6 protein-coding genes and 1 pseudogene are annotated in these 23,628 nt (G+C 75.4%); all 7 read left to right on the top strand.

The features are described from left to right. Window positions 1–574 precede the first annotated feature (574 nt). The gene (locus tag ACFWP2_RS25555; RefSeq protein WP_380455329.1) at window positions 575–10,336 is read left to right on the top strand and encodes an amino acid adenylation domain-containing protein; all 9,762 of its coding nucleotides are present in this window, start codon (window positions 575–577) and stop codon (window positions 10,334–10,336) included. Between the two features lie 139 nt (window positions 10,337–10,475). Further along, window positions 10,476–17,546: pseudogene (locus tag ACFWP2_RS25550) on the top strand (amino acid adenylation domain-containing protein); the annotation flags it as partial. A gap of 106 nt (window positions 17,547–17,652) precedes the next feature. Beyond that, the gene (locus tag ACFWP2_RS25545; RefSeq protein WP_380455327.1) at window positions 17,653–18,699 is read left to right on the top strand and encodes an SAM-dependent methyltransferase; all 1,047 of its coding nucleotides are present in this window, start codon (window positions 17,653–17,655) and stop codon (window positions 18,697–18,699) included. Beyond that, entirely contained in the window at window positions 18,699–19,730 is a 1,032-nt protein-coding gene (locus ACFWP2_RS25540) for a pyridoxal phosphate-dependent aminotransferase (RefSeq protein WP_380455325.1), read from the top strand. The genes ACFWP2_RS25545 and ACFWP2_RS25540 overlap by 1 nt, the downstream gene beginning before the upstream one ends. Before the next feature lie 210 nt (window positions 19,731–19,940). Further along, on the top strand, window positions 19,941–21,206 hold the full coding sequence (locus ACFWP2_RS25535; protein WP_380455322.1) for an MFS transporter: 1,266 nt from the start codon (window positions 19,941–19,943) through the stop codon (window positions 21,204–21,206). A 160-nt stretch (window positions 21,207–21,366) separates the two neighbouring features. Next, window positions 21,367–22,464, top strand: a complete 1,098-nt coding sequence (gene hppD, locus ACFWP2_RS25530; protein ID WP_380455320.1) for a 4-hydroxyphenylpyruvate dioxygenase — start codon at window positions 21,367–21,369, stop codon at window positions 22,462–22,464. After that, window positions 22,461–23,612 carry an alpha-hydroxy acid oxidase gene (locus ACFWP2_RS25525; RefSeq protein WP_380455318.1) on the top strand — a complete coding sequence of 384 codons (1,152 nt, stop codon included), beginning with the start codon at window positions 22,461–22,463 and terminating at the stop codon, window positions 23,610–23,612. Before hppD ends, ACFWP2_RS25525 begins: the two co-directional genes overlap by 4 nt. Window positions 23,613–23,628: the final 16 nt, after the last annotated feature.

The following is a 23,628-nucleotide window of genomic DNA, read 5'->3' as shown; positions in this document are numbered from 1 at the left end:
TGAACACCACCCGCCCTCCGTGCGGAGAACCACGCCGAGCAGCCGCTCACCCGGCCACACCGCCTCGGCGGCGAGCACGGAGCCGACCGCCGCTCACCCGGCGCGTCACGGTGCCCGAGCCGCCGCCCGCCCGGCCGCTCCCCCCTCCGGCCGCTCACCCGGCCGTCGGCGCCACCGCCCCGCCGGAACCCGCCGACACCGCCCCGCCCCAGCACCGCCCGAGCCCGGCCCCGCCCAGCACCGCAGCACCCCGTCGCCGCAGCACCCCACCGCCGCGCGCCGCACCGTCACGCCGCCGGCGCAGCCCCGTGTTCGAGATCTACGCGCGTGCATCGAACGCGCATCGGAAACGGCACCGGCACACCCTCACCCTCCGCACCCTCGTACAGCCGCACCTCCGCACCTTCGTACAGCCGCACCGCCGCACCGCGCGGACGTCACCCGAAGCACACCGCAGCGCCCCATGACGACCGCAGCATCGCTCCGCCGACCCCCGGGCCGACCGCGCCCCGAGGTCAACCCAGCTCGCCACTCCCGCCACCGCGGGAGCCAGCCGCACAAGGGAGAGAGTCACATGTCCGGGGTCCAGCAGACGCACAGAGCCGAGCAGCGGCCGGAAGCGGCCGAGGTCCTGTGCCGACTGTTCGCGGAGGTGCTCGGCCGGGAGTCGGTCGACCCCGCGGCGGGCTTCTACGACCTGGGCGGCGACCGGCCGGCCGCCGAGCGGCTGCTGGCCCGGGTGCACGCCGAGTTCGGCGTCCGCCTGGAGCCGTCCGTCCTGGTGGACGCCCCGACCCCCGCCGCGCTGGCCGCCCGGCTGGCCGCGGGGGCACCCGCCCGTCCGACCCTCACCGAGCTGGTCGACGCCCAGGTAGCCCGCACCCCGGACGCCCCCGCGCTGTACGCCGAGGACACCACCCTCAGCTACGCCGAGCTGGACGCCCGCGCCAACCGGCTGGCCCGGGTGCTGGCCGCCCGCGGCCTGGGCACCGAGGACGTCGTCGCGCTGGCCCTGCCGAAGTCCCCCGAGGCGATCGCCGCGATCCTCGCCGTCGCCAAGACCGGCGCCGCCTGGCTGCCCGCCGACCCGGCCTACCCCGCCGAGCGGCTGCGCCACATGCTGACCGACTCCCGCGCCGCCCTGGTGCTCACCACCGCCGAGGCCGCCGGACAGCTGCCGGCGACCGACGCCCCCCGGCTGCTGCTCGACTCCGCCGAGCACCTGGCCGATCTCGACGCCCGGGCCGGCACCCCCTTCACCGCCGCCGAGCGGGTCCGCCCGGTGAGCGCCCTGAACACCGCGTACGTCATCTACACCTCCGGCTCCACCGGCGTGCCCAAGGGCGTGGCCGTCACCCACACCGGGCTGCCCAGCATGATCGGCACCCAGGTCACCGCCACCGGGGTCGGCCCCGGCAGCCGGGTGCTCCAGGCCTCCTCGCTCAGCTTCGACGTCTCGGTCTCCGACCTGTCCGTGGCGCTCACCACCGGCGCCGCCCTGGTGCTGCCGCGCGAGCAGAGCCAGCTGGTCGGCGAGTCGCTGGCCGCCCTGATCGACCGGTACGGCGTCACCCACGCCGACATCGCCACCGCGATGATCTCCACCCTGCCCGACCTGCCGATGCCCTCGCTGCGCACCCTGATCGGCGGCGGCGAGGCGGTCTCCCGCGAGCTCGCCGCCCGCTGCGGCCGCGGCCGGCTGATGCTCAACAGCTACGGGCCGACCGAGGCCACCGTCATCGTCAGCATGAGCGAGCCGCTGACCGGCGACGAGCTGCCCCCGATCGGCCGGCCCTGCCAGGACGTGCGCATCCACGTGCTGGACGAGCGGCTGCGCCCGGTCGAGCCGGGCACCGTGGGCGAGCTGTACCTGGCCGGCCCGCACCTGGCCCGCGGCTACCTGAACCGCCCCGGCCTGACCGCCGAGCGCTTCGTGGCCGACCCGTACGGCGCGCCCGGCGAGCGGATGTACCGCACCGGCGACCTCGGCAGCTACCGCCCGGACGGCCAGCTGGACTTCCTCGGCCGGGCCGACGACCAGGTGAAGATCCGCGGCTTCCGGGTCGAGCTCGGCGAGATCGAGCAGACCCTCTCCGCCCACCCCGAGGTGCGCCAGGCCGTGGTGCTGGTCCGCGAGGACCGCCCGGGCGAGCGCCGGCTGGTCGGCTACACCGTCGGCGCCGCCGACCCGGCCGAGCTGCGGGCGTACTGCGCCGAGCGGCTGCCCGACCACATGGTGCCCACCGTCGTGGTGCTCGACCGGCTGCCGCTCACGCCCAACGGCAAGGTCGACAAGCGCGCCCTGCCCGCGCCGGTGTTCGGCGCCGGCGAGGAAGAGGGCCGCGCGCCCGCCGGGGAGCTGGAGCACACCCTGGTCCGGCTGTTCGGCGAGGTCCTGGGCCTGCCCCGGGTGGGCGTCAGCGACTCCTTCTTCGAGCTCGGCGGCGACTCCATCGTGGCCATCCAGCTGGTCTCCCGGGCCCGGCACGCGGGCCTCCAGCTCACCCCGCGCGAGGTGTTCCTCGCCCCGACCGTCGAGGCGCTGGCGCGGATCGCCCGTCCGCTGGAGGGCCCGGTCGTCGTCGAGCCGGCCGGCGCCGGCCTCGGCGAGGTGCCGCCCACGCCCATCGTGCACTGGCTGGCCGCCCAGCACGGCGCGGTCGAGAGCTTCTACCAGTCCACCCTGCTCACCCTGCCCGCCGGCACCGGGCAGGAGCACCTGACCACCGCCGTCCAGGCCCTGCTCGACCACCACGACCTGTTCCGCGCCCGCACGTCCCCGCTCGCCGAGCGCCCCTGGACGCTGCACGTGCCCGAGGCCGGCGCCGTCCCCGCCGACGCCGTGCTGCGCCGGGTCGAGGGCCCGGCCACCGCCGAGACGCTGCGCGCCGAGACCGAGGCCGCCCGCGGGCGGCTGTCCCCCGAGGACGGGCGGATGGTCCAGGCCGTGCGCTTCGACGCCGGCCCGCAGGCGCCCTCGCAGCTGCTGCTGGTGATCCACCACCTGGTGGTGGACGGCGTCACCTGGCGCATCGTCGAGGAGGACCTGCTCGGCGCGCTCGCCGCGCTGCGCGAGGGCCGCGCCGTCGAGCTCGCCCCGGTGCCCACCTCCTTCCGCCGCTGGGCCCAGCGGCTCACCGCCGAGGCGCGGACCGACCGCCGTGCCGCCGAACTCCCGCTCTGGCAGGCCGCGTTGGCCACTCCGGACCCACTGCTCGGCGAGCGCCCGCTGGACCCGGCCCGGGACACCTACGCCACCGAGGGCCTGCTGCGGCTCGTGCTGCCCGCCGGGACCACCCAGGCGCTGCTCACCAAGGTCACCGCCGCCTACCACGCCCAGGTCAACGACGTGCTGCTGACCGGGCTGGCGCTGGCCCTCGGCCACTGGCGCGGCCGGGAGACCACCGGGCCCGACGGCGCCGTGCTGGTCACCGTGGAGGGCCACGGCCGCGAGGAGATCGTCGACGGCGTCGACCTGCACCGCACCGCCGGCTGGTTCACCTCCGTCTACCCCGTCCGGCTCGCCCCCGGGGCACTGGACTGGTCCGAGGTCACCGCGGCCGGCCCCGAGCTCGGCCGGGCCCTCGGCCGGGTGAAGGAGCAGCTGCGCGCCGTCCCGGACAACGGCATCGGCTTCGGCCTGCTGCGCCACCTCAACCCGGAGACCGCCGCCGCCCTCGAAGGCTGCGCCGACCCGCAGATCGAGTTCAACTACCTGGGCCGCTTCGCGCCCGAGGGCGTCACCGCCGAGGACGTGCTGGCCGGCACCGAGGCGATGTCCGAGGGCGCCGCGACCGGCCTCGCGCTCGGCCGGGTGCTCGGCCTGGACGCCACCACCGTGGACACCCCGCAGGGCCCGCTGCTGGTCGCCCAGTGGTCGTACGCCACCGGACTGCTCTCCGAGGAGCGGGTGCGCGCCTTCGCCGAGGCCTGGTTCGCCGCACTGGCCGCGCTCGCCGCGCACGCCGAGCGGCCGGACGCGGGCGGGCACACCCCCTCCGACTTCCCGCTGGTGGCCGTCACCCAGGACGAGCTGGACTCCCTCGCCGCCCACCACGCCCCCGCCCGCCTGGTGGACGTCTGGCCCACCTCGCCGCTCCAGCAGGGCATGGCCTTCCACTCGGCGTACGACGCCGACGGCGCGGACGTCTACACCTCGGTCGTGACCTTCGACCTCACCGGCCCGGTGGACGCCGAGCGCCTGCGCACCGCCGCCGAGGCGCTGCTGACCCGCCAGCCGAACCTCAAGGCCGCGTTCCACCAGCGGCACGACGGCCCGCCGGTTCAGGTCGTCCCGGACAGCGTCGAACTGCCCTTCAGCGTCGTCGACTTGACCGGCCACGCCGACCCGCGGGCGGAGGCCGCCCGGATCGCCGCCGCCGAGTACGGCCGCCGCTTCGACCTCGACCGCCCTCCGCTGCTGCGCTACACCCTGATCAGACTCGCCCCCGAGCAGCACCAGCTGATCGCCTCCGCGCACCACATCCTGCTGGACGGCTGGTCCACCCCGCTGTTCGCCGAGGAGCTGTGGGGCCTGTACTTCGAGCAGCCGCCGGCCCCGGCGGCCCCGTACCGCGAGTACCTGCGCTGGATCACCCGGCGCGACGGCTCGGCCGCCCGCACCGCCTGGGCCCAGGCCCTGGCCGGCGCCGACGAGCCCACCCTGCTCGCCCCCGGCCGCTCCGCCGCCACCCCGCAGCTGCCGCTGCGCCTGCACACCGGGCTCACCCCGGAGACCACCGAGGCCCTCGCCCGCACCGCCCGCCGCTACGGCGTCACCCTCAACACCCTGGTGCAGGCGGCCTGGGGCGTACTGCTGGCCCGGCTCACCGGGCGCGAGGACGTGCTGTTCGGCACCACCGTCTCCGGCCGGCCGCACGACCTGCCGGGCGTGGAGCGGATGATGGGCCTGCTCATCAACACCGTGCCGGTGCGGGTGCGCCTGGACCAGGCGGAGAGCTGGGGCCAGCTGCTGCTGCGGCTCCAGCACGAGCAGTCCGCGCTGCTGGACCACCAGCACCTCAGCCTCACCGAGATCCAGCAACTCGCCGGGATGGGCAGCCTGTTCGACACCGTCACGGTGTACGGCAACTACCCGGACCCGTCCGCCCTGGACGACGCCGACCCGAGCGGCGCCACCCGCGTCACCCTCGTCGAGGACGTCGACAGCGCCCACTACCCGCTGGTGCTGGCCCTCACCCCCGGCGACGGCCTCCAGCTCCGACTGGACCACCAGCCGGACGCCTTCACCTCCGAGCAGGCCCGCGCCCTGTTGGACCGCTTCCTCGCCCTGCTCGACCGGATCGTCGCCGACCCGGCCGAACTCGTCGGCACCGTCGAGGTGTTGACCGCGGCCGAGCGCGCCGAGCTGGTCACCGAGTGGAGCGGCACCGGCACCCCGCTGCCCGAGGGCTCGCTGCCCGAGCTGTTCGAGGCGCGGGCCGCCGCGACCCCGGACGCGATCGCGCTCACCGCCGACGACGCCGAGCTGACCTACGCCCAGCTCAACGCCCGGGCCAACGGCCTGGCGCTGCGGCTGGTCGAGGCCGGGGTCGTCCGGGAGACACCGGTCGCACTGATGATCGACCGCTCGGCCGCCCAGGTGGTCGCGATCCTGGCGGTGCTCAAGGCCGGCGGCCTGTACGTGCCGCTGGACGACGCCCAGCCGAACGACCGGCTGCGGACCGTCCTCGCCGACGCCGGGGCCGGGCTGGTGCTGGCCGACGCCGCGCACCGCGAGCACCCCGCGCTGACCGGCCTGACGGTGCTCGACCCGCACGCCGAGGAGCACCCCGAGAACCTCGGACTGCCGCAGCGCGCCGACCAGTTGGTGTACGTGATGCACACCTCCGGCTCGACCGGCGTACCCAAGGGCATCGCCATCACCCACCGCGGTGTGGTCGACCTCGCGCTCGGCGGCCAGTTCACCGGCGGCGGCCACGAGCGGCTGCCGGTGCACGCGCCCTCCGCCTTCGACGCCTCCACCTACGAGATCTGGACCCCGCTGCTCTCCGGCGGCCAGCTGGTGATCGCCCCGCCCGGCCGGCTCGGCATCGCCGAGCTGGCGGCCGTGATCGGCCACGAGCGGACCACCTCGGCCTGGATCAGCGTCGGCCTCTTCAACGTGCTGGCCGCCGAGGCCCCGGAGACCTTCACCGGGCTGCACGAGGTGTGGACGGGCGGGGACATCGCCTCGCCGGTCGCCATGCGGCGGGTGCTGGACACCTGCCCCGGACTGCGCCTGATCAACGTCTACGGACCGACCGAGACGACCACCTTCGCGACGCACTTCCCGATGACCTCGGCCGCCGAGGTTCCCGACGTCGTCCCGATCGGCCGCCCGCTGCCCAACAACCGGCTGTACGTGCTGGACGCCGGGCTGCGCCCGGTGCCGGTCGGCGTGGCCGGCGAGCTGTACATCGGCGGCAACGGCCTGGCCCGCGGCTACGTCCGCCGCCCCGGCCTGACCTCCGAGCGCTTCGTGGCCTGCCCGTTCGGCGAGCCCGGCGGCCGGATGTACCGCACCGGCGACGTGGTGCGCTGGACGCCCGCGGGTGAACTGGAGTTCGTCGGCCGAGCGGACGACCAGGTCAAGCTGCGCGGCTTCCGGATCGAACTCGGCGAGGTGGAGGCGGCGTTCACCGCCCACCCGGCGGTCGGCCAGGTCTGCGTGGCGGTGCGCCAGGACCAGCCGGGCGACAAGCGCCTGGTCGCGTACGTCACCGGCGAGGTGCGGGCCGACGAGCTGCGCGACTTCGTCACCGAGCGGCTGCCCGGCTACATGCTCCCGGCCGCGATCGTCGTCCTCGACGAGCTGCCGGTGAACCCCAACGGCAAGGTGGACCGCAAGGCCCTGCCCGCGCCCGACTACAACGGCGCCGACGGCGGGCGCGAGCCGCGCGACGCCACCGAGCAGGCCCTGTGCCAGCTGTTCGCCGAGGTCCTCGGTCTGGCCCGGATCAGCATCGACGACAACTTCTTCGACCGCGGCGGGCACTCGCTGCTCGCCACCAAGCTGGTCAGCCGCATCCGCGCCGGCCTCGGCGCCGAGCTGCCGATCCGCACGCTCTTCGACAACCCGACGGTGGCCCTGCTGGCCGCCGCGCTGCCGGACTCCGCCGCGGCCCGTCCGGCCCTGCGGCCGGCCGAGCGGCCCGAGCGCGTGCCGCTCTCCTCCGCCCAGCAACGCCTGTGGTTCATCGAGCAGTTCGAGGGCCCGAGCGCGCTCTACAACACGCCCGTCGCGGTCCGGCTCACCGGCGCCGTCGACCTGCCCGCCCTGGAGCGGGCCGTCCGGGACGTGGTGCGGCGGCACGAGGTCCTGCGCACCGTCTTCCCGACCGTCGACGGCCGGCCGCACCAGCTCGTCACCGAGGCCGGCGAACTCGCCCTGCGACACGTCACGGTGGCCGACGAGGAGGAGCTGCGGACCGCGCTGTCCGCGGCCGGCGAGGAGGTCTTCGACCTCGCCCACGACCTGCCGGTGCGCGCCACCCTGCTGTCGCTGCCGCACGACGAGCACGTCCTGCTGGTGCTGATGCACCACATCGCCAGCGACGGCTGGTCGGTCGCCCCGCTCTTCCGCGACCTCGCCGAGGCGTACGAGGCCAGGCTGGCCGGCGCCGAGCCCACCCGGGCACCGCTGCCGGTGCAGTACGCCGACTACACCCTCTGGCAGCGCGAGCTGCTCGGCACCGACGAGCAGCCCAGCACCCTGCTGAAGGACCAGCTCTCCTACTGGCAGCAGGCCCTGGCCGACGCCCCGGAGGAGCTGGCGCTCCCCTACGACCGTCCGCGCCCGGCCGTGCCGGGGCACCGGGGCGGCCTGGTGGAGGTCGCCGTCGACGCCGAACTGCACCGCGCGCTCGGCGAGTTGGCGGTGGCGCAGAACGCCAGCCTGTTCATGGCGCTGCAGGCCGCGGTCGCCGCCCTCTACACCCGCCTCGGCGCCGGCACCGACCTGCCGCTCGGCACCCCCGTCGCCGGCCGCACCGACGAGGCCCTCGACGACCTGGTCGGCTTCTTCGTCAACACCCTGCTGCTGCGCACCGACACCAGCGGCGACCCGACCTTCCGGCAGCTGCTCGACCGGGTCCGGCGCACCGACCTGGACGCCTACGACCACCAGGACATCCCCTTCGAGCGCCTGGTCGAACACCTCAACCCCACCCGCACCCCCGCCCGCCACCCGCTCTTCCAGACCCTGGTGGCACTGGAGAGCCGGGTCACGGTGCCGGCCGCCTTCGGCGACCTGGGCTGCGCGGAGCACCCCTTCGAGCTGGACGTGGCCAAGTTCGACCTGTCCTTCCGGTTCACCGAGCAGGGCCCGCAGGCGGGCCTGACGGTGGCGGTCGAGTACGCCGTCGACCTCTTCGACCACGCCACCGTGGCCGCCCTCGGCGAGCGGCTGCTGCGCGTGCTGCGCGCCGCCGCGGCCGCCCCGGACGCGCCCATCGGCGCCATCGGCATCCTCGACCCGGCCGAGCGCGAGCAGCTGCTCACCGGCTGGAACGACAACGCCGCGCCCGTCCCGGACGCGACCCTGCCGGAGCTGTTCGAGGCGCGGGCCGCCGCCACCCCCGACGCCCCGGCCGTGGTCTCGCAGGACGGCACCCTCAGCTACGCCGAACTGGACTCCCGGGCCGAGCATCTGGCGGCCCACCTGGCCGGCGCCGGGGTCGGCGCCGAGACGCCGGTGGTCCTGCTGATGGACCGCTCCGCCGACCTGCTGACCGCGATCCTCGCGGTGGCCAAGGCGGGCGGCACCTACGTCCCGCTGGACGACCGCCACCCGGCCGAGCGGCTGCGCAGGATCACCGCCGAGACGGCCGCGGCCCTCGTCGTGGTCGACCCGGCCCACCTCGAGCACCCGCTGGCCGCCGACGCCCCCTGCCCCGTCCTGCCGCTCACCGAGGGCTGGTTCGACGGTCCGCGCGAGCGCCGCGCCCACCCGGCCGCGCCGCACCCGGAGCAGCTCGCGTACGTGATGTTCACCTCCGGCTCCACCGGGGAGCCCAAGGGCATCGCGATCAGCCACCGGGACGTGGTGCAGCTCGCCACCGACCCGTGCTGGCGGCACGACGAGGGCCTGCGGGTGCTGTTCCACGCGCCGCACGCCTTCGACGCCTCGACCTACGAGATCTGGGTGCCGCTGCTCTCCGGCGGCCAGGTGGTCGTCGCGCCCCAGGGGGACCTGGACGCGGCCGCCATCCGCGAGCTGGTGAGGGTCCACGCGCTCACCCACGTGCACGTCACGGCCGGTCTCTTCCGGGTCATCGCGGAGGAGGACCCGGGCATCTTCGCCGGTGTGCGCGAGGTGCTGACCGGCGGCGACGTGGTCTCCGCCCCGGCCGTGCGCCGGGTGCTGGAGGCCGTCCCGGGCATCGCGGTGCGAGCGCTGTACGGGCCGACCGAGACCACCCTGTGCGCCACCCAGTACCCGATGCCCGACGCCGCCGCGGTGCCGAGCACGGTGCCGATCGGGCGCCCGCTGGCCAACACCCGGCTGTACGTGCTGGACGCCGGCCTCCAGCCGGTGCCGGCCGGAGTGGCGGGCGAGCTGTACATCGCCGGGGCCGGCCTGGCCCGCGGCTACATCGGCCGCCCGGCGCTCAGCGCCGAGCGCTTCGTCGCCGACCCGTACGGCGGCCCCGGCAGCCGGATGTACCGCACCGGCGACCTCGCCCGGTGGACCGCCGACGGAGTTCTGGAGTTCCTCGGCCGGGCCGACGACCAGGTCAAGATCCGCGGCTTCCGGATCGAACTCGGCGAGGTGGAGGCCGCGTTCACCGCCCACGAGGGCGTCGGCCAGGCGCTCGCGGTGGTCCGCGAGGACCAGCCGGGCGACAAGCGACTGGTGGTGTACGCCACCGGCAAGGCCACCGACAGCGAGCTGCGCGCCTTCGTCGCGGACCGCCTCGCCGGCTACATGCTCCCGGCCGCCGTGGTCGTCCTGGACAGCCTGCCGGTCACGGCCAACGGCAAGGTCGACCGCCGGGCCCTGCCCGCGCCCGAGTACGCCGGGGCGGCCGAGGGCCGCGCCCCGCGCACCGAGCGCGAGCGGGAGCTCTGTGCCCTGTTCGCCGAGGTGCTGGGCGTACCGAAGGTCAGCATCGACGACCGGTTCTTCGACCTCGGCGGCCACTCCCTGCTCGCCACCCGGCTGGTCAGCCGCATCCGCGCCACCCTCGGCGTGGAGCTGCCGATCCGCACGCTGTTCGACGCACCCACGGTGGTGGCCCTCGCCGCCGCCCTGCCCGGCGGCGACGCGGCGCCGGCACCGAAGAAGGCCCGCCCGGCCCTGCGGCCGATGCGCCGCCCGAACGGCCAGGCCTGATCCACGACAGGAGGCGGGCCGCACCGGTGGCGCGGCCCGCACCCGCCGCACGACCGCCCCGCCGCACGACCACCTGCCCCACCGCACAGTCCAGCCCCACCAGCCACAACCGCCGTACGTCGCCAGTCGGAGGCAGACCTTGATCCCGTTGTCGTTCGCCCAGCAGCGGCTCTGGTTCATCGAACAGTTCGAGGGACCGAGCTCCCTCTACAACACTCCGTTCGCCCTCCGGCTGACCGGCGAGCTCGACGCCGCCGCCCTCGAAGGCGCGCTCGGCGACGTGGTGGACCGCCACGAGGTGCTGCGCACCGTCTTCCCCACCACCGACGGCCAGCCCCACCAGCACATCCTCGCCGAGGGGCGCCCGCCGCTGCACCTGGTCACGGTGGCCGACGAGGCCGAGCTGCACCCGCTGATGCACGAGGCCGCCGGGCAGGTCTTCGACCTCGCGGCCGACCTGCCCGTCCGGGCCTGGCTGTACGACCTGCCCACGCCGGACGAGCACGTCCTGCTGCTGCTGACGCACCACATCGCCAGCGACGGCTGGTCCCTCGCCCCGCTCTTCCGCGACCTCGCCGAGGCGTACCGGGCCCGGCTGGCCGGCACCGGGCCGCAGTGGGAGCCGCTGCCGGTCCAGTACGCCGACTACACCCTCTGGCAGCGCGAGCTGCTCGGCGAGGAGGACGACCCGGAGAGCGTCGTCTCCCTGCAACTCACCCACTGGCGGCAGGAGTTGTCCGGCCTCCCGGAGGAGCTGGCGCTCCCCTACGACCGTCCGCGCCCGGCCGTGCCGAGCCGCCGCGGCGGCGCCGCCGACTTCGAGCTGGACGCCGAACTGCACGCCGCGCTCACCGAGTTGTCCTCCGTCCGGCACGCCAGCCTGTTCATGGCGCTGCAGGCCGCGGTCGCCGCCCTCTACACCCGCCTCGGCGCCGGCACCGACCTGCCGCTCGGCACCCCCGTCGCCGGCCGCACCGACGAGGCCCTCGACGACCTGGTCGGCTTCTTCGTCAACACCCTGCTGCTGCGCACCGACACCTCGGGCGACCCGAGCTTCCACGAGCTGCTGGACCGGGTCCGCCGCACCGACCTGGACGCCTACGATCACCAGGACATCCCCTTCGAGCGCCTGGTCGAACACCTCAACCCCACCCGCACCCCCGCCCGCCACCCGCTCTTCCAGACCGTCGTCACCCTGAACGCGGAGCGGGCCGGCGACCTCGCCTTCGGCGCCGCGGTGGGCGCCCCGGTCGAGGTCGGCGAGGCCCAGGCCCAGTTCGACCTCAACTTCAACTTCGTCGAGCGGCTCGCGCCCGACGGCACCTGCCTGGGTGTGCGCGCCGCCGTCGACTACGCGGCCGACCTCTTCGACCACGCCACCGCCGTCTCCCTCGCCGAGCGGCTGGTGCGCGTGCTGCGCGCCGCCGTGGCCGCCCCGGACGCGCCCATCGGCGGCATCGAGATCCTCGCCCCGGCCGAGCGCGAGCAGCTGCTCACCGGATGGAACGGGCCGGCCGTGCCCGTCGCCGAGCAGAGCCTGCCCCGGCTGTTCGAGGCCCAGGCCGCCGCCACCCCCGACGCCCTCGCCCTGGTCTCCGGCACCGAGCGGCTCGACTACGCCGAGCTGAACGACCGCGCCAACCGCCTCGCCGCCCTGCTGCTGGAGCGCGGCCTGACCACCGAACAGCCGGTCGCCGTCCTGATGGAGCGCTCCGCCGGGCTGCTCACCGCCGTCCTCGCGATCGCCAAGGCGGGCGGCACCTACGTCCCGCTGGACGACCGCTACCCGCTGGACCGCCTCCAGCACATCCTGGCCGACACCCGCACCGGCCTGCTGCTCGTCGACCCGGCCCACCGGGACCACCCGGTGCTCGCCACCGAGGGCTTCGCCACCCTCGAGGTCACCGGGGAACTGCTCGACCAGGCTCCCCCGGCGGGCGACCCGGCCGTGCCGGTCCTGCCCGGCCAGCTGGTCTACGTGATGTACACCTCGGGCTCGACCGGGGTGCCCAAGGGCGTCGCCGTCACCCACCGCAACGTGGTGGACCTGCTGGGCAACCCGCACTTCCGGGCCGGCCACCACGAGCGCGTGCTGCTGCACTCGCCCACCGCCTTCGACGCCTCCACCACCGAGATCTGGGCGCCGCTGGTCACCGGCGGGGCGATCGTGCTCGCCGAGCCCGGCGAGCTGGACATCCGCCGCCTCGCCGAGACGATCACCACCCACCGGGTGACCCTGGTCCAGGCCCCGTCCGGTCTGCTGCGGCTGATGGCCGACGAGGACCCGGCCGCCTTCCGCGACGTCCGGCAGGTGTGGACCGGCGGCGACGTCGTCCCGCCGGAGTCCGTCCGCCGGATCCACCGGGCCTGCCCGGACACCGACGTGGTCGCGGTGTACGCCCCCACCGAGACCACCGCCATCAAGACCACCTTCACCATGCGCCCGGGCGAGCCCGTCCCCGCCGTGGTCCCGATCGGGCGGGCGCTGGACAACACCCGCCCGTACGTGCTGGACACCGCGCTGCGGCCGGTGCCGGTCGGCGTGGCCGGCGAGCTGTACCTCGCCGGCGCCGGTCTGGCCCGCGGCTACGTCGGGCGCCCCGGCCTGACCTCCGAGCGCTTCGTGGCCTGCCCGTTCGGCGAGCCCGGCGGCCGGATGTACCGCACCGGCGACCTCGTCCGCTGGACCGCCGACGGCGTCCTGGAGTTCCTCGGCCGGGCCGACGACCAGGTCAAGATCCGCGGCTTCCGGATCGAACTCGGCGAGGTGGAGGGCGCGTTCACCGCCCTGCCGGCCGTCGGCCAGGCCTTCGCCGTGGTCCGCGAGGACCAGCCCGGCGACAAGCGCCTGGTGGTCTACGCCACCGGCGAGGGAGATCCCGCCGAGCTGCGCGCCGCCGTCGCCGACAGCCTGCCCAGCTACATGCTCCCGGCCGCCGTGGTCGTCCTCGACGCCCTCCCGGTGACCGCCAACGGCAAGGTCGACCGCCGCGCCCTGCCCGCCCCCGACTGGGCCGGGGCCGCCGAGGGCCGCGCCCCGCGCACCGACACCGAACGGGCGCTGTGCGAACTCTTCACCGACGTCCTCGGGTTGGACCGGATCGGGATCGACGACAGCTTCTTCGACCTGGGCGGCCACTCGCTGCTCGCCACCAAGCTGGTCAGCCGCGTCCGCACCGCCCTCGGCGCCGAACTGCCCGTCCGGGCCCTGTTCGACGCCCCCAGCGTGGCCGCGCTGGCCGCCGTCCTGCCCGCCCCGGGCGCCGCCCGTCCGGCCCTGCGGCCGGTCGAGCGGCCCGAGCGCGTGCCGCTCTCCCCCGCCCAGCAACGCCTCTGGTTCATCGACCAGTTCGAGGGCCCGAGCGCGCTCTACAACACCCCGTGCGCGATCCGGCTCACCGGCCCGGTCGACGCCCCCGCCCTCCGGGCGGCCCTGGCGGACGTGCTCGACCGCCACGAGGTGCTGCGCACCGTCTACCCGACCACCGGCGGCCGGCCGCACCAGCTGCTCCTGGAGAACCCCGAACTCCCGCTGCACACCGCCCCGGTGGCCACCGAGGCGGAGCTCGCCGCGGCGCTGGACGAGGCCGGGGCGCACGTCTTCGACCTCGCCCGCGAGCTGCCGGTGCGCGCCACCCTGCTCTCGCTGCCCGACGAGGAGCACGTCCTGCTGGTGCTCATGCACCACATCGCCACCGACGGCTGGTCCGTGGCCCCGCTGCTGAGCGACCTCGCCGAGGCGTACCGGGCCCGCCTGGCCGGCACCGGGCCGCAGTGGGAGCCGCTGCCGGTCCAGTACGCCGACTACACCCTCTGGCAGCACGAACTGCTCGGCACCGACGAGCGGCCCAGCGCCCTGCTGACCGACCAACTCGCCTACTGGCAGCGCACCCTGGCCGACCTCCCGGAGGAGCTGACGCTCCCCTTCGACCGCCACCGCACCGCCGCCCCGAGCCGCCGGGGCGCCGCGGTGGAGCTCCGGATGGACGCCGGACTCCACGCCTCCCTCATCGAGTCGGCGCAGCGCGGCCGGGCCAGCGTGTTCATGGTGATGCAGGCCGCGCTGGCCACCACGCTGAGCCGGATCGGCGCGGGCACCGACCTGCCGATCGGCACCGTGGTGGCCGGCCGCACCGACGAGGCGCTGGAGGACCTGGTCGGCTTCTTCGTCAACACCCTGGTGCTGCGCACCGACACGAGCGGCGACCCGAGCTTCCGGGAGCTGGTGGAGCGCGTCCGGGTCGCCACCCTGGACGCCTTCGAGCACCAGGACGTGCCCTTCGAGCGGCTGGTCGAGCTGCTCAACCCGGTGCGCTCCACCGCCCGCCACCCGCTCTGCCAGGTGATGCTGACCTCCGGCGGCGAGGCCGGGGAGGTCAGCCTCGGCGGCCTGCCCGGCCGGGTCGAGCAACTGGACTCGGACCTCGCCAAGTTCGACCTGACCTTCGCCTTCAGCGAGAGCTTCGACGCGGCCGGCGCTCCCGCCGGGATCGGCCTGACGCTGGAGTACGCCGTCGACCTGTTCGACCGGTCCACCACCGAGGCGACGGCCGCCCGCTTCGAGCGCGCCCTGCGCGCGGTGCTGGCCGACCCGGACCAGTGCGTGAGCCGGGTCGAGGTGCTGGCCCCCGAGGAGCGCGAGCAGCTGCTCACCGGCTGGAACGACACCCGGGAGGACCTCCCGCTCGCCACCTTCCCGGCGCTCTTCGAGGCGCGGGCCGCCGCCCGCCCGGAGGCCGTCGCGCTCTCCTTCGGCTCCGAGCAGGTCACGTACGGCGAGCTGAACGAGCGCGCCAACCGCTTCGCCCGGCTGCTGGTCGAGCACGGCGCGGGGCCCGAGCGGTTCGTCGCGATCGCCCTGGAGCGCTCGATCGAGCTGATCGTCGCCCAGCTGGCCGTGCTCAAGGCCGGCGCGGTCTTCCAGCCGCTGGACCCGCGCTACCCGGCCGACCGGATCGCCTACATGCTGGACGACGCCGCGCCCGCGCTCGTCCTCACCAGCAAGGCACTGGCCGACGGCCTGCTCGCCGAGAGCACCGTCCCGCGGCTGCTGATCGAGGAGCTGGACGCCTCCGGCCACCCGGCGCACGACCTCACCGGCGTCGCGATCACCCCGCACTCGGCCGCGTACGTCATCTACACCTCCGGCTCCACCGGCCGCCCCAAGGGCGTGGTGGTCACCCACACCGGCCTCGCCGCCATGGTGGAGAGCCAGCGCCGGGGCCTGGCCGTCACCCCCGACAGCCGGGTGCTGCTGTTCGCCTCGCCGTCCTTCGACGCGGCCGTCTGGGAGCTGGGCATGGCGCTGCTCACCGGCGCCCGGGCCGTCCTCGGCGACGCCGACCAGCTGCTGCCCGGCCCCTCGCTGACCGCCCTGATCGCCGAACAGGGCGTCACCCACCTGACGCTGCCGCCGACCGCGCTCGCCGTGCTGGCCCCGGACGCGCTGCCGCGCGGCGGCACCCTGGTGGTCGCCGGCGAGGCCTGCCCGCCCGACCTGGTGGAGCACTGGTCGGCCCGGATGCGGATGGTCAACGCCTACGGCCCGACCGAGTCGACCGTCTGCGCCAGCATGAGCGCCCCGCTCGGCGGCCGGATCGCCCCGCCGATGGGCCGGCCGGTGCTGGACACCCGGCTCTACGTCCTGGACGCGGCCCTCCAGCCCGTCCCGGCCGGGGTCGAGGGCGAGCTGTACATCGCGGGCGCCGGCCTGGCCCGCGGCTACCTCAACCGGCCCGGGCAGAGCGCCGAGCGCTTCGTCGCCGACCCGTACGGCACCCCCGGCAGCCGGATGTACCGCTCCGGCGACCTGGTCCGCCGCCAGGCCGACGGCACCCTGGAGTACCTGGGCCGCACCGACCACCAGGTCAAGATCCGCGGCTTCCGGATCGAGCCCGGCGAGATCGAGGCCGTGCTCGCCGGACACCCCTCCCTGGCCCAGGCGTTCGTGCTGGTCCGGGAGGACCGCCCGGGCGACCGCCGGCTGGTCGGCTACGCCGTCGCCCACCCCGGGCAGGCCGTCGACCAGGCCGCGCTGCGGGCCCACGTCGGCGCGTCCCTGCCGGACTACATGGTGCCCTCGGCGATCGTCGCCCTGGACGCCCTGCCGCTGACCGCCAACGGCAAGGTCGACCGCAAGGCCCTGCCGGCCCCCGACACCACCTGGCTCGGCTCCGGGCGGGCGCCCGCGACGCCCCAGGAGGAGCTGCTCTGCGGCCTGTTCGCCGATCTGCTCGGGCTGGAGAAGGTCGGCGTGGACGACAACTTCTTCGAGCTGGGCGGCCACTCGCTGCTGGCCAGCCGCCTGGTCGCGGGCCTGCGCGAACTGGTCGGCGAGGACGAGGGGATCGGCGTCCGCACGCTGTTCGAGGCGCCGACCGTCGCCCGGCTGGCCGAGCGGCTCGCCCGGGGCCCGGCCGCCGAGAGCTTCCCCGTCCTGCTGCCGATCCGCACCCGCGGCTCGCGCCCGCCGCTGTTCTGCGTCCACCCGGCCGCCGGCATCAGCTGGGTCTACACCGGCCTGCTGCGCCACCTCGACGCCGAGCAGCCGATCTACGGCCTCCAAGCCCCCGGCCTGGCCGACCCGGACGCGCACCCGGCCTCGGTGGAGGAGCTGGCCCGGACCTACCTCGCGCGGATCCGCACCGTCCGCCCCGAGGGCCCGTACGCCCTGCTCGGCTGGTCCTTCGGCGGGGCCGTCGCCCACGCGATCGCCGCGCTGCTGCGCGAACAGGGCGAGGAGGTCCGGCTGCTGGCCCTGCTGGACGCCTACCCGGGCACCGGCGAGCCGGGGCCCGAGCAGTGGCGCGACGACCCGGCGCAGCTCGCCGTGATCCTCGACTCGCTCGGCCACCCGGCCGGGGAGATCACCGCCTGGCCCGCGGACGAGGACGGCTACGCCGCGCTCGTCCGGGGCGAGGAGGGCCCGCTCGCCGGCCTCAGCGGCGCCGGGGTGGCCCGGGTGGTCTCGGTCTTCCAGTCCAACGCCGAGCTGTCCCACGCGCTCCCGCTGCCCGGCTACGACGGCGACGCGGTGTTCTTCACCGCCGCCAAGGACCGGCCGGCCGACGCCCCCGATCCGGAGAGCTGGCGCCCGTACCTGGGCGGACGGCTCGACGTCCACGAGGTGCCGAGCACCCACGGCGCGATGACGAGCTCCGAGGCGCTCGCCGTCATCGGCCCGGTGCTCGCCGCCCGCCTGACTCCCTGACCCCTCCCTGACGCACCGACTTCCGATCCCTACCGACCGCAGGCGACCGACCTGCGCACACCACGCGGGCCGCACCCGGCCCGCCCACGGAGAAACGGACACCACCATGACCACTGCGGCCATCCCCGACGCCTGGCGCGGCATCACCCCGTCACCGATCACCTCGACCGACGCCTACAACGGCTTCATCGCCGCCAACGTGATCTTCGCCCTGGACCGGATCGGCCTGCTGGAGCAGATCGGGCGCGGCGAGGCCCTCTCGTCCGCCGAGGCCACTCCGCAGGCCGGCGACGCCCTCCGCACCGAGGCCGTGCTGCGCGCCGCCGCCGACTACGGCTACCTCAAGGCCGACGGCGACGCCTACCTGCCCACCGAGGCGGGCCTGGAGATCGCCGCCGCGCGCGGTTACTTCACCTGGGCCGTCGGCGGCTACCACGACGTGTTCGGCCGCGCCGGCCACCTGAGCGCCGGCACCCACCGCTACAACGAGGACGTCTTCCGCGACGAGGCGATGGTCGCCCTCGGCTCCGCCCAGTGCGACCAGTCGATGTTCGCCGCGCAGCTGACCGACGTGCTGAACGGCATCGACTTCCGCCACATCGCCGACCTGGGCTCCGGCACCTCCGCCCGGGTGCGCCGCGTGGTCTCGCAGCGCGAGGGCACCCGGGGCCTGGGCATCGACATCAGCCGTCCGGCCACCGACATCGCCAAGCGCGACATCGCCGAGGCCGGCATGCAGGACCGGGTCACCGCCGTCCGCGCGGACGTCCTGGGCCTGCTCGGCACCCAGATCGACAACGACGCCGAGGCCGCCGAGGTGGCCGAGGTCGACACCGTGATGAGCTTCTTCCTGCTGCACGACCTGCTGGCCGACCCGGCCACCCGCTCCTCGATCTTCACCCGGATGCGGGAGGCCTTCCCGAAGGCCCGCACCTTCGTCCTCGGCGACACCATGCTGCGCGACCCGGGCACCTCCGACGGCGCCCAGCCGGTCTTCTCGGTCGGCTTCGAGCTGGCGCACGCGATGATGGGCGTCCCGCTGCACACCAAGGCCACCTACGAGACCCTCTTCACCGACGCCGGCCTGCGGATCGAGCGCGTCGAGGCGCTGGCCACCCCGCACTCCTGGCTCTACGTCCTCCAGGCCGACTGATGGCCGCCCCGTCGACCGCCAGATACCTGCTGGCACAGAACGAGCACCCGTACCCGCCGCTGCCGTCGGTGCTGGCCGCGCTGGCCGAGGCCAGTGCCGACCTGCACCGCTACCCGGCCTTCCGGCCGGAGCGGATCGCCGGGATCGTCGCCGACTGGCAGGGCGTCCCGGCCGGCCAGGTCGTGGTCGGCCACGGCTCGGCGGGGGTCGCGCTGGACCTCTTCCACTCGGTGGTCGAGCCCGGCGACAACGTGGTGCACTCGGAGCCCTGCTTCGACGCGTACCCGCTGTTCTGCGAGATCGCCCGGGCCGAGGCCCGGCCGGTCCCGCTCGGCCCCGACGCCCGGCACGACCTGGCGGCGATGGCCGAGCGGATGGACGAGCGCACCCGGATCGTCGTGCTGTGCAACCCGCACAACCCGACCGGCACGGTCTACTCCTGGGCCGAGCTGACGGAGTTCTTCCGCCGGGTGCCGTCCACCGCGCTGATCCTGCTCGACGAGGCCTACGTCGACTTCGCCCGGGACTGGCAGGCCCCGGACGTGCCGGCCCGGATCGCCGAGTGGCCCAACCTGGTGGTGCTGCGCACGCTGTCCAAGTCGCACGGCATCGCCGCGCTGCGGATCGGCTACGCGCTGGCGGAGGAGTCCGTGGCCCAGCGGGTGCGGGACCACCAGGTGCCGTACGCGGTGAACCGGCTCCAGGAGGCCGCACTGGTCGCGTCCGTCGCCGCCGAGGACGAGATGGTGCGGCGGATCGCCGAGATCACCGCGGAGCGGGACCGCACCGAGGCCGAACTGCTGCGGCTCGGCTGGACGTTGGCGCCCAGCGTCACCAACTTCCTGTGGGTCGACGCCCCCGGCGACCAGCTCCCGCTGCGCGCGGAGCTGGAGCGCCTGGGCGTGGCCGTCCGCTACTACCCCGGCCAGGGCATCCGGGTCGCCATCGGCGAGAAGGACGCCAACGACGCGGTGATCGAGGGCTTCGCCGCCGTCGCACCGCTCGCCCCGGCCCACCCCGTCGCGACCTGACCGCCGCGACCTGACCGTCACACCCGACCGCCCGGCGCCCTGAGCACCCCGCGTGCGTCAGGGCGCACCCCGGGCGGCCCCGCAGCACCGCGCCGCCCCGCAACTCCGCGCGGCCGCACACCACCGCGCGACCCCGCTCCACCGCACCGCCCGTTCCACCGCACACCCCCGCACACCCCGAAGCGCCGTCGGCGCAGCGAAGGAACCGCCATGCACCCGCTGTTGGCCCGCCCGGAGTTCCGGCGCTACCTGGTCGGGCAGACCCTGTCCGTCCTCGGTGACAGCGCCCTCTCCATCGCCCTCGGCATCTGGGCCAAGGTGCTGACCGGCAGCAACTCGGCCGCCGGCCTGGTGCTGTTCTGCTTCTCCGCGCCGCTGCTGCTGCTGCCGCTCGGCGGCCTGCTCGCCGACCGGGTCCGGCGCAGGCCGCTGCTGGTCGGGGTCAACCTGGCGGTGGCGGTGTCGCTGCTGCCGCTGCTGCTGGTCGACGGCCGGGACACGGTCTGGATCATCTACTGCACCGCCACGGTCTGCGGTCTGGCCGGGGCCGTCCTGGCCCCGGCCCAGAGCGCGCTGCTGCGCAGCATCCTGACGGAGCGTCAGGACTTCGGCGCGGCGGCCGGACTGACCCAGAGCGCCCGGGCCGGCACCACGCTGGTGGCACCGCTGCTCGGCTCCGGGCTCTACGGCTGGTTCGGCGGGCACGTGGTGGCCGTGGCCGACCTCGGCGTGCTGCTGCTGGCGGCGCTGAGCTTCCTCACCCTGCGGGTGCGGGAGGTCAAGCCGGAGCCCTCGGGCCTGCGGTGGCGCACCGAGGTGCTGGCGGGCTTCGTCCACCTGCGCACCTCGGTCGGGCTGCGGCCGCTGGTGGTGGCCACCGCCGCCTCCGGCTTCGTGCTGAGCCTGCTCCAGCCGGTGCTGTTCGCGCTGACCCAGCACGGGCTGCACCGCTCGCCGCAGTTCCTCGGCGTGCTGGAGACCACCGAGGCGATCGGCGCGCTGGGCGGCTCGGTGGTCGGCGGCCTGCTGATCGGCCGGCTCGGACCGCGCCGGACGGTCATGGCGGGGTCGGCGGTCTTCGGCCTCGGGACCGTCCTGCTGCTCGCCCCGTCGCTGTACGTGGTGTCGGCCGGCCTGGTGATCGCGGGCGCGGGCATCCCGGCCGCCCTGGTCGGGCTCGCCACCGCCGCCCAGGCGTCCACCCCGCCGCAGCTGATGGGGCGCGCCCAGGCGGCCGTCAACCTCTCGCTCACCGCACCGCAGGCGCTGGCCGTCGGCGTCGGCTCCGGCCTGGTGGCCGCCCTGGACTTCCGGGTGGTGCTGGGCGTGATGGTGGTCGGCGCGCTGCTCGCGGCCGCCCACCTGATCGGCAAGCCGGAGGCCCCGACGGAGCCGCCGGGGGCCGAGGAGCAGGGCGAGGGCGAGGGCGAGGGCCCGGCCGAGCCGGAGGACGCCAAGGACCTCCAGTCCACCTGACCGGCACCGGCGGACCCGCTCCGCCCCGACGCCGCCCCGAGCTCCGCTCCGCCCTGGACTCCGCTCCACACGAACGTCCGCACCACCGCACGTCCGCACCACCGCACGTCCGATCGCCCCGCAGCACCCTCCCGTTCCTCCTCACGAGAGAGTTCTTCCGATGACCGACCGTTCCTCTCCCGTCGTCACCCCGATCCCCGTCGAGCTGGACCACGTCGAGTTCTACGTGGCCGACCTGGCCGCCGAGACCGCCAAGCTGACCACCGAGTACGGCTTCGAGCTGCTCATCGCGCCGACCGAGCACGGCGAGAGCGCCGAGCGCTGCCTCTCCGCGCTGGTCGGCCAGTCCGGCATCCGGCTGCTGATCACCCAGCCGCTGGCGGCCGGCCACCCGGCCACCGCGTACCTGGAGCGCCACGGCGACGGCGTGGGCGCCCTCGGCCTGTTGGTGCCGGACGCCACCGACGCGTTCCGCACCCTGACCGCCCGCGGCGCCGCCGCCCTGCGCGAGCCGCACGCCGCGGACGGCTGCGTCACCGCGGTGGTCGACGCCTTCGGCGACGTGGTGCACACCCTGGTCGAGCGCGGCCCCGGGGTTCCCGCCGGCCGCATCCCCGGCCTGCCGGACCCGGCCCCGCTGACCGGCGAGGGCGAGGTCGGCCTGCGCTCCGTCGACCACTTCGCCGTCCTGGTCCCGTTCGGCGAGCTGCGCAAGACCGAGCACCGCTACCGCGAGGTCTTCGGCTTCCGGACGATCTTCGAGGAGCGGGTCGAGGTCGGCGCGCTCGGCATGGACTCGGCCGTCGTGCAGAGCGCCGACCGCAGCGTCACCCTCACCCTGATCGAGCCGCTCACCGCCGACGCGGGCGGCCAGATCGCCTCCTTCCTGGCCGGCCACGGCGGCGCCGGGGTGCAGCACGTCGCCTTCGCCGCCGAGGACGCGGTGCACTCCGTCTCCACCATGGCCGAGCGCGGCGTGCCGTTCCTGCGCACCCCGCAGACCTACTACGACGCGCTGCCCGCTCGCCTGACGCCGCTGCGGCACTCCTTCGAGCAGCTGCGCGAGCTGAACCTGCTGGTCGACCAGGACCACGACGGCCAGCTGTTCCAGATCTTCACCCGCTCCCAGCACCCGCGGAACACCTACTTCTTCGAGGTGATCGAGCGCATCCGGGCCCGCAACTTCGGCAGCAACAACATCCGCGCCCTCTACGAGGCCGTGGAGCTCCAGCGCAACGCCAGCGAAGTGGCCGGATGAGCGCGTCCGTCCGAAGCGTTCCACCGGCCGACCCGGCCGGCCGCCGCCCGGCGCTGTCCGTCGCGGAGTACGCCGACCGGGCCCGGGCCGTGCTCGCGCCCGAGGTCTGGGAGTGGCTGGAGGGCGGCGCCGAGCGCGAGCTGACCCTCGCCGCCAACCGGGCCGCCTTCGACCAGGTGGGCCTGGTTCCCCGGGTGCTGACCGACGTCAGCACCCGGGACACCGGCGCCACCCTGGTGCGCAGCCGGGCGGCCCTGCCGGTGGCGGTGGCGCCCGTCGCCTACCACCGGCTGTTCCACCCCGAGGGCGAGCTGGCCTCGGCCCGCGCCTGCGCCGCCGCGGGCGTGCCGTTCACCGTCGGCACGCTCAGCAGCGTGGGCTTCGAGGAGCTGGCGAAGACCGGTGCCACGCTCTGGTTCCAGCTGTACTGGCTGCGCGACCGCGACCGGCTGCTCGACCTGGTCAGGGCCGCCGAGGAGGCCGGCAGCGAGGCCCTGGTGGTCACCGCCGACGTGCCGTACATGGGCCGCCGGCTGCGCGACGCCAGGAACGCCTTCGCGCTGCCCGCCGACGTCCGCGCGGCGCTGCTGGAGGGCGGCGCCGCCGGGCGGGCGCACGAGTCCACCGCCGCCGTCTCGGCGGTGGCCGCGCACACCGCCGAACTGCTCTCCCCCGGCGTCACCTGGGCCGACCTGGAGTGGCTGCGCGGGCGGACCGAACTGCCGCTGGTGGTCAAGGGCGTGCTCGACCCGGCGGACGCGCGGCGGGCCGCCGGGATCGGCGCCGCGGCCGTGGTGGTCTCCAACCACGGCGGCCGCCAGCTGGACCGGGCCGTGCCCGCGGTGACGGTCCTGCCTGCCGTCGCCGAGGCGCTGGCCGGCGAGGACTGCCAGGTGCTGATGGACAGCGGGGTGCGCGGCGGCTCGGACGTGCTCACCGCGCTGGCCCTCGGCGCCTCCGGGGTGCTGCTCGGGCGCCCGCTGATCTGGGGCCTGGCGGCCGGCGGCGAGGCGGGCTGCACCGAGGTCCTCGACCTGCTCGCCGCCGAGCTGCGGCACGCGCTCGGCCTCGCGGGCTGCGCCGACCTGCGGGCCGCCGCCGAACTGCGCACCACCACCCTGCCCCGCACCACCTGGAGCACCCCGTGACCACCATCGCCGCACC

The sequence above is a fragment of the Kitasatospora sp. NPDC058444 genome (genome assembly GCF_042721415.1).
GTDB lineage: Bacteria > Actinomycetota > Actinomycetes > Streptomycetales > Streptomycetaceae > Kitasatospora.
This window is presented reverse-complemented; position numbering and strand designations above follow the sequence as displayed.

What these genes read in the sequence shown, in the direction of transcription:
- hppD (WP_380455320.1), top strand. Translation starts at nt 21,367, where the DNA reads ATGACCGACCGTTCCTCTCCCGTCGTCACCCCGATCCCCGTCGAGCTG.
- ACFWP2_RS25545 (WP_380455327.1), top strand. Translation starts at nt 17,653, where the DNA reads ATGACCACTGCGGCCATCCCCGACGCCTGGCGCGGCATCACCCCGTCA.
- ACFWP2_RS25535 (WP_380455322.1), top strand. Translation starts at nt 19,941, where the DNA reads ATGCACCCGCTGTTGGCCCGCCCGGAGTTCCGGCGCTACCTGGTCGGG.
- ACFWP2_RS25540 (WP_380455325.1), top strand. Translation starts at nt 18,699, where the DNA reads ATGGCCGCCCCGTCGACCGCCAGATACCTGCTGGCACAGAACGAGCAC.
- ACFWP2_RS25555 (WP_380455329.1), top strand. Translation starts at nt 575, where the DNA reads ATGTCCGGGGTCCAGCAGACGCACAGAGCCGAGCAGCGGCCGGAAGCG.
- ACFWP2_RS25525 (WP_380455318.1), top strand. Translation starts at nt 22,461, where the DNA reads ATGAGCGCGTCCGTCCGAAGCGTTCCACCGGCCGACCCGGCCGGCCGC.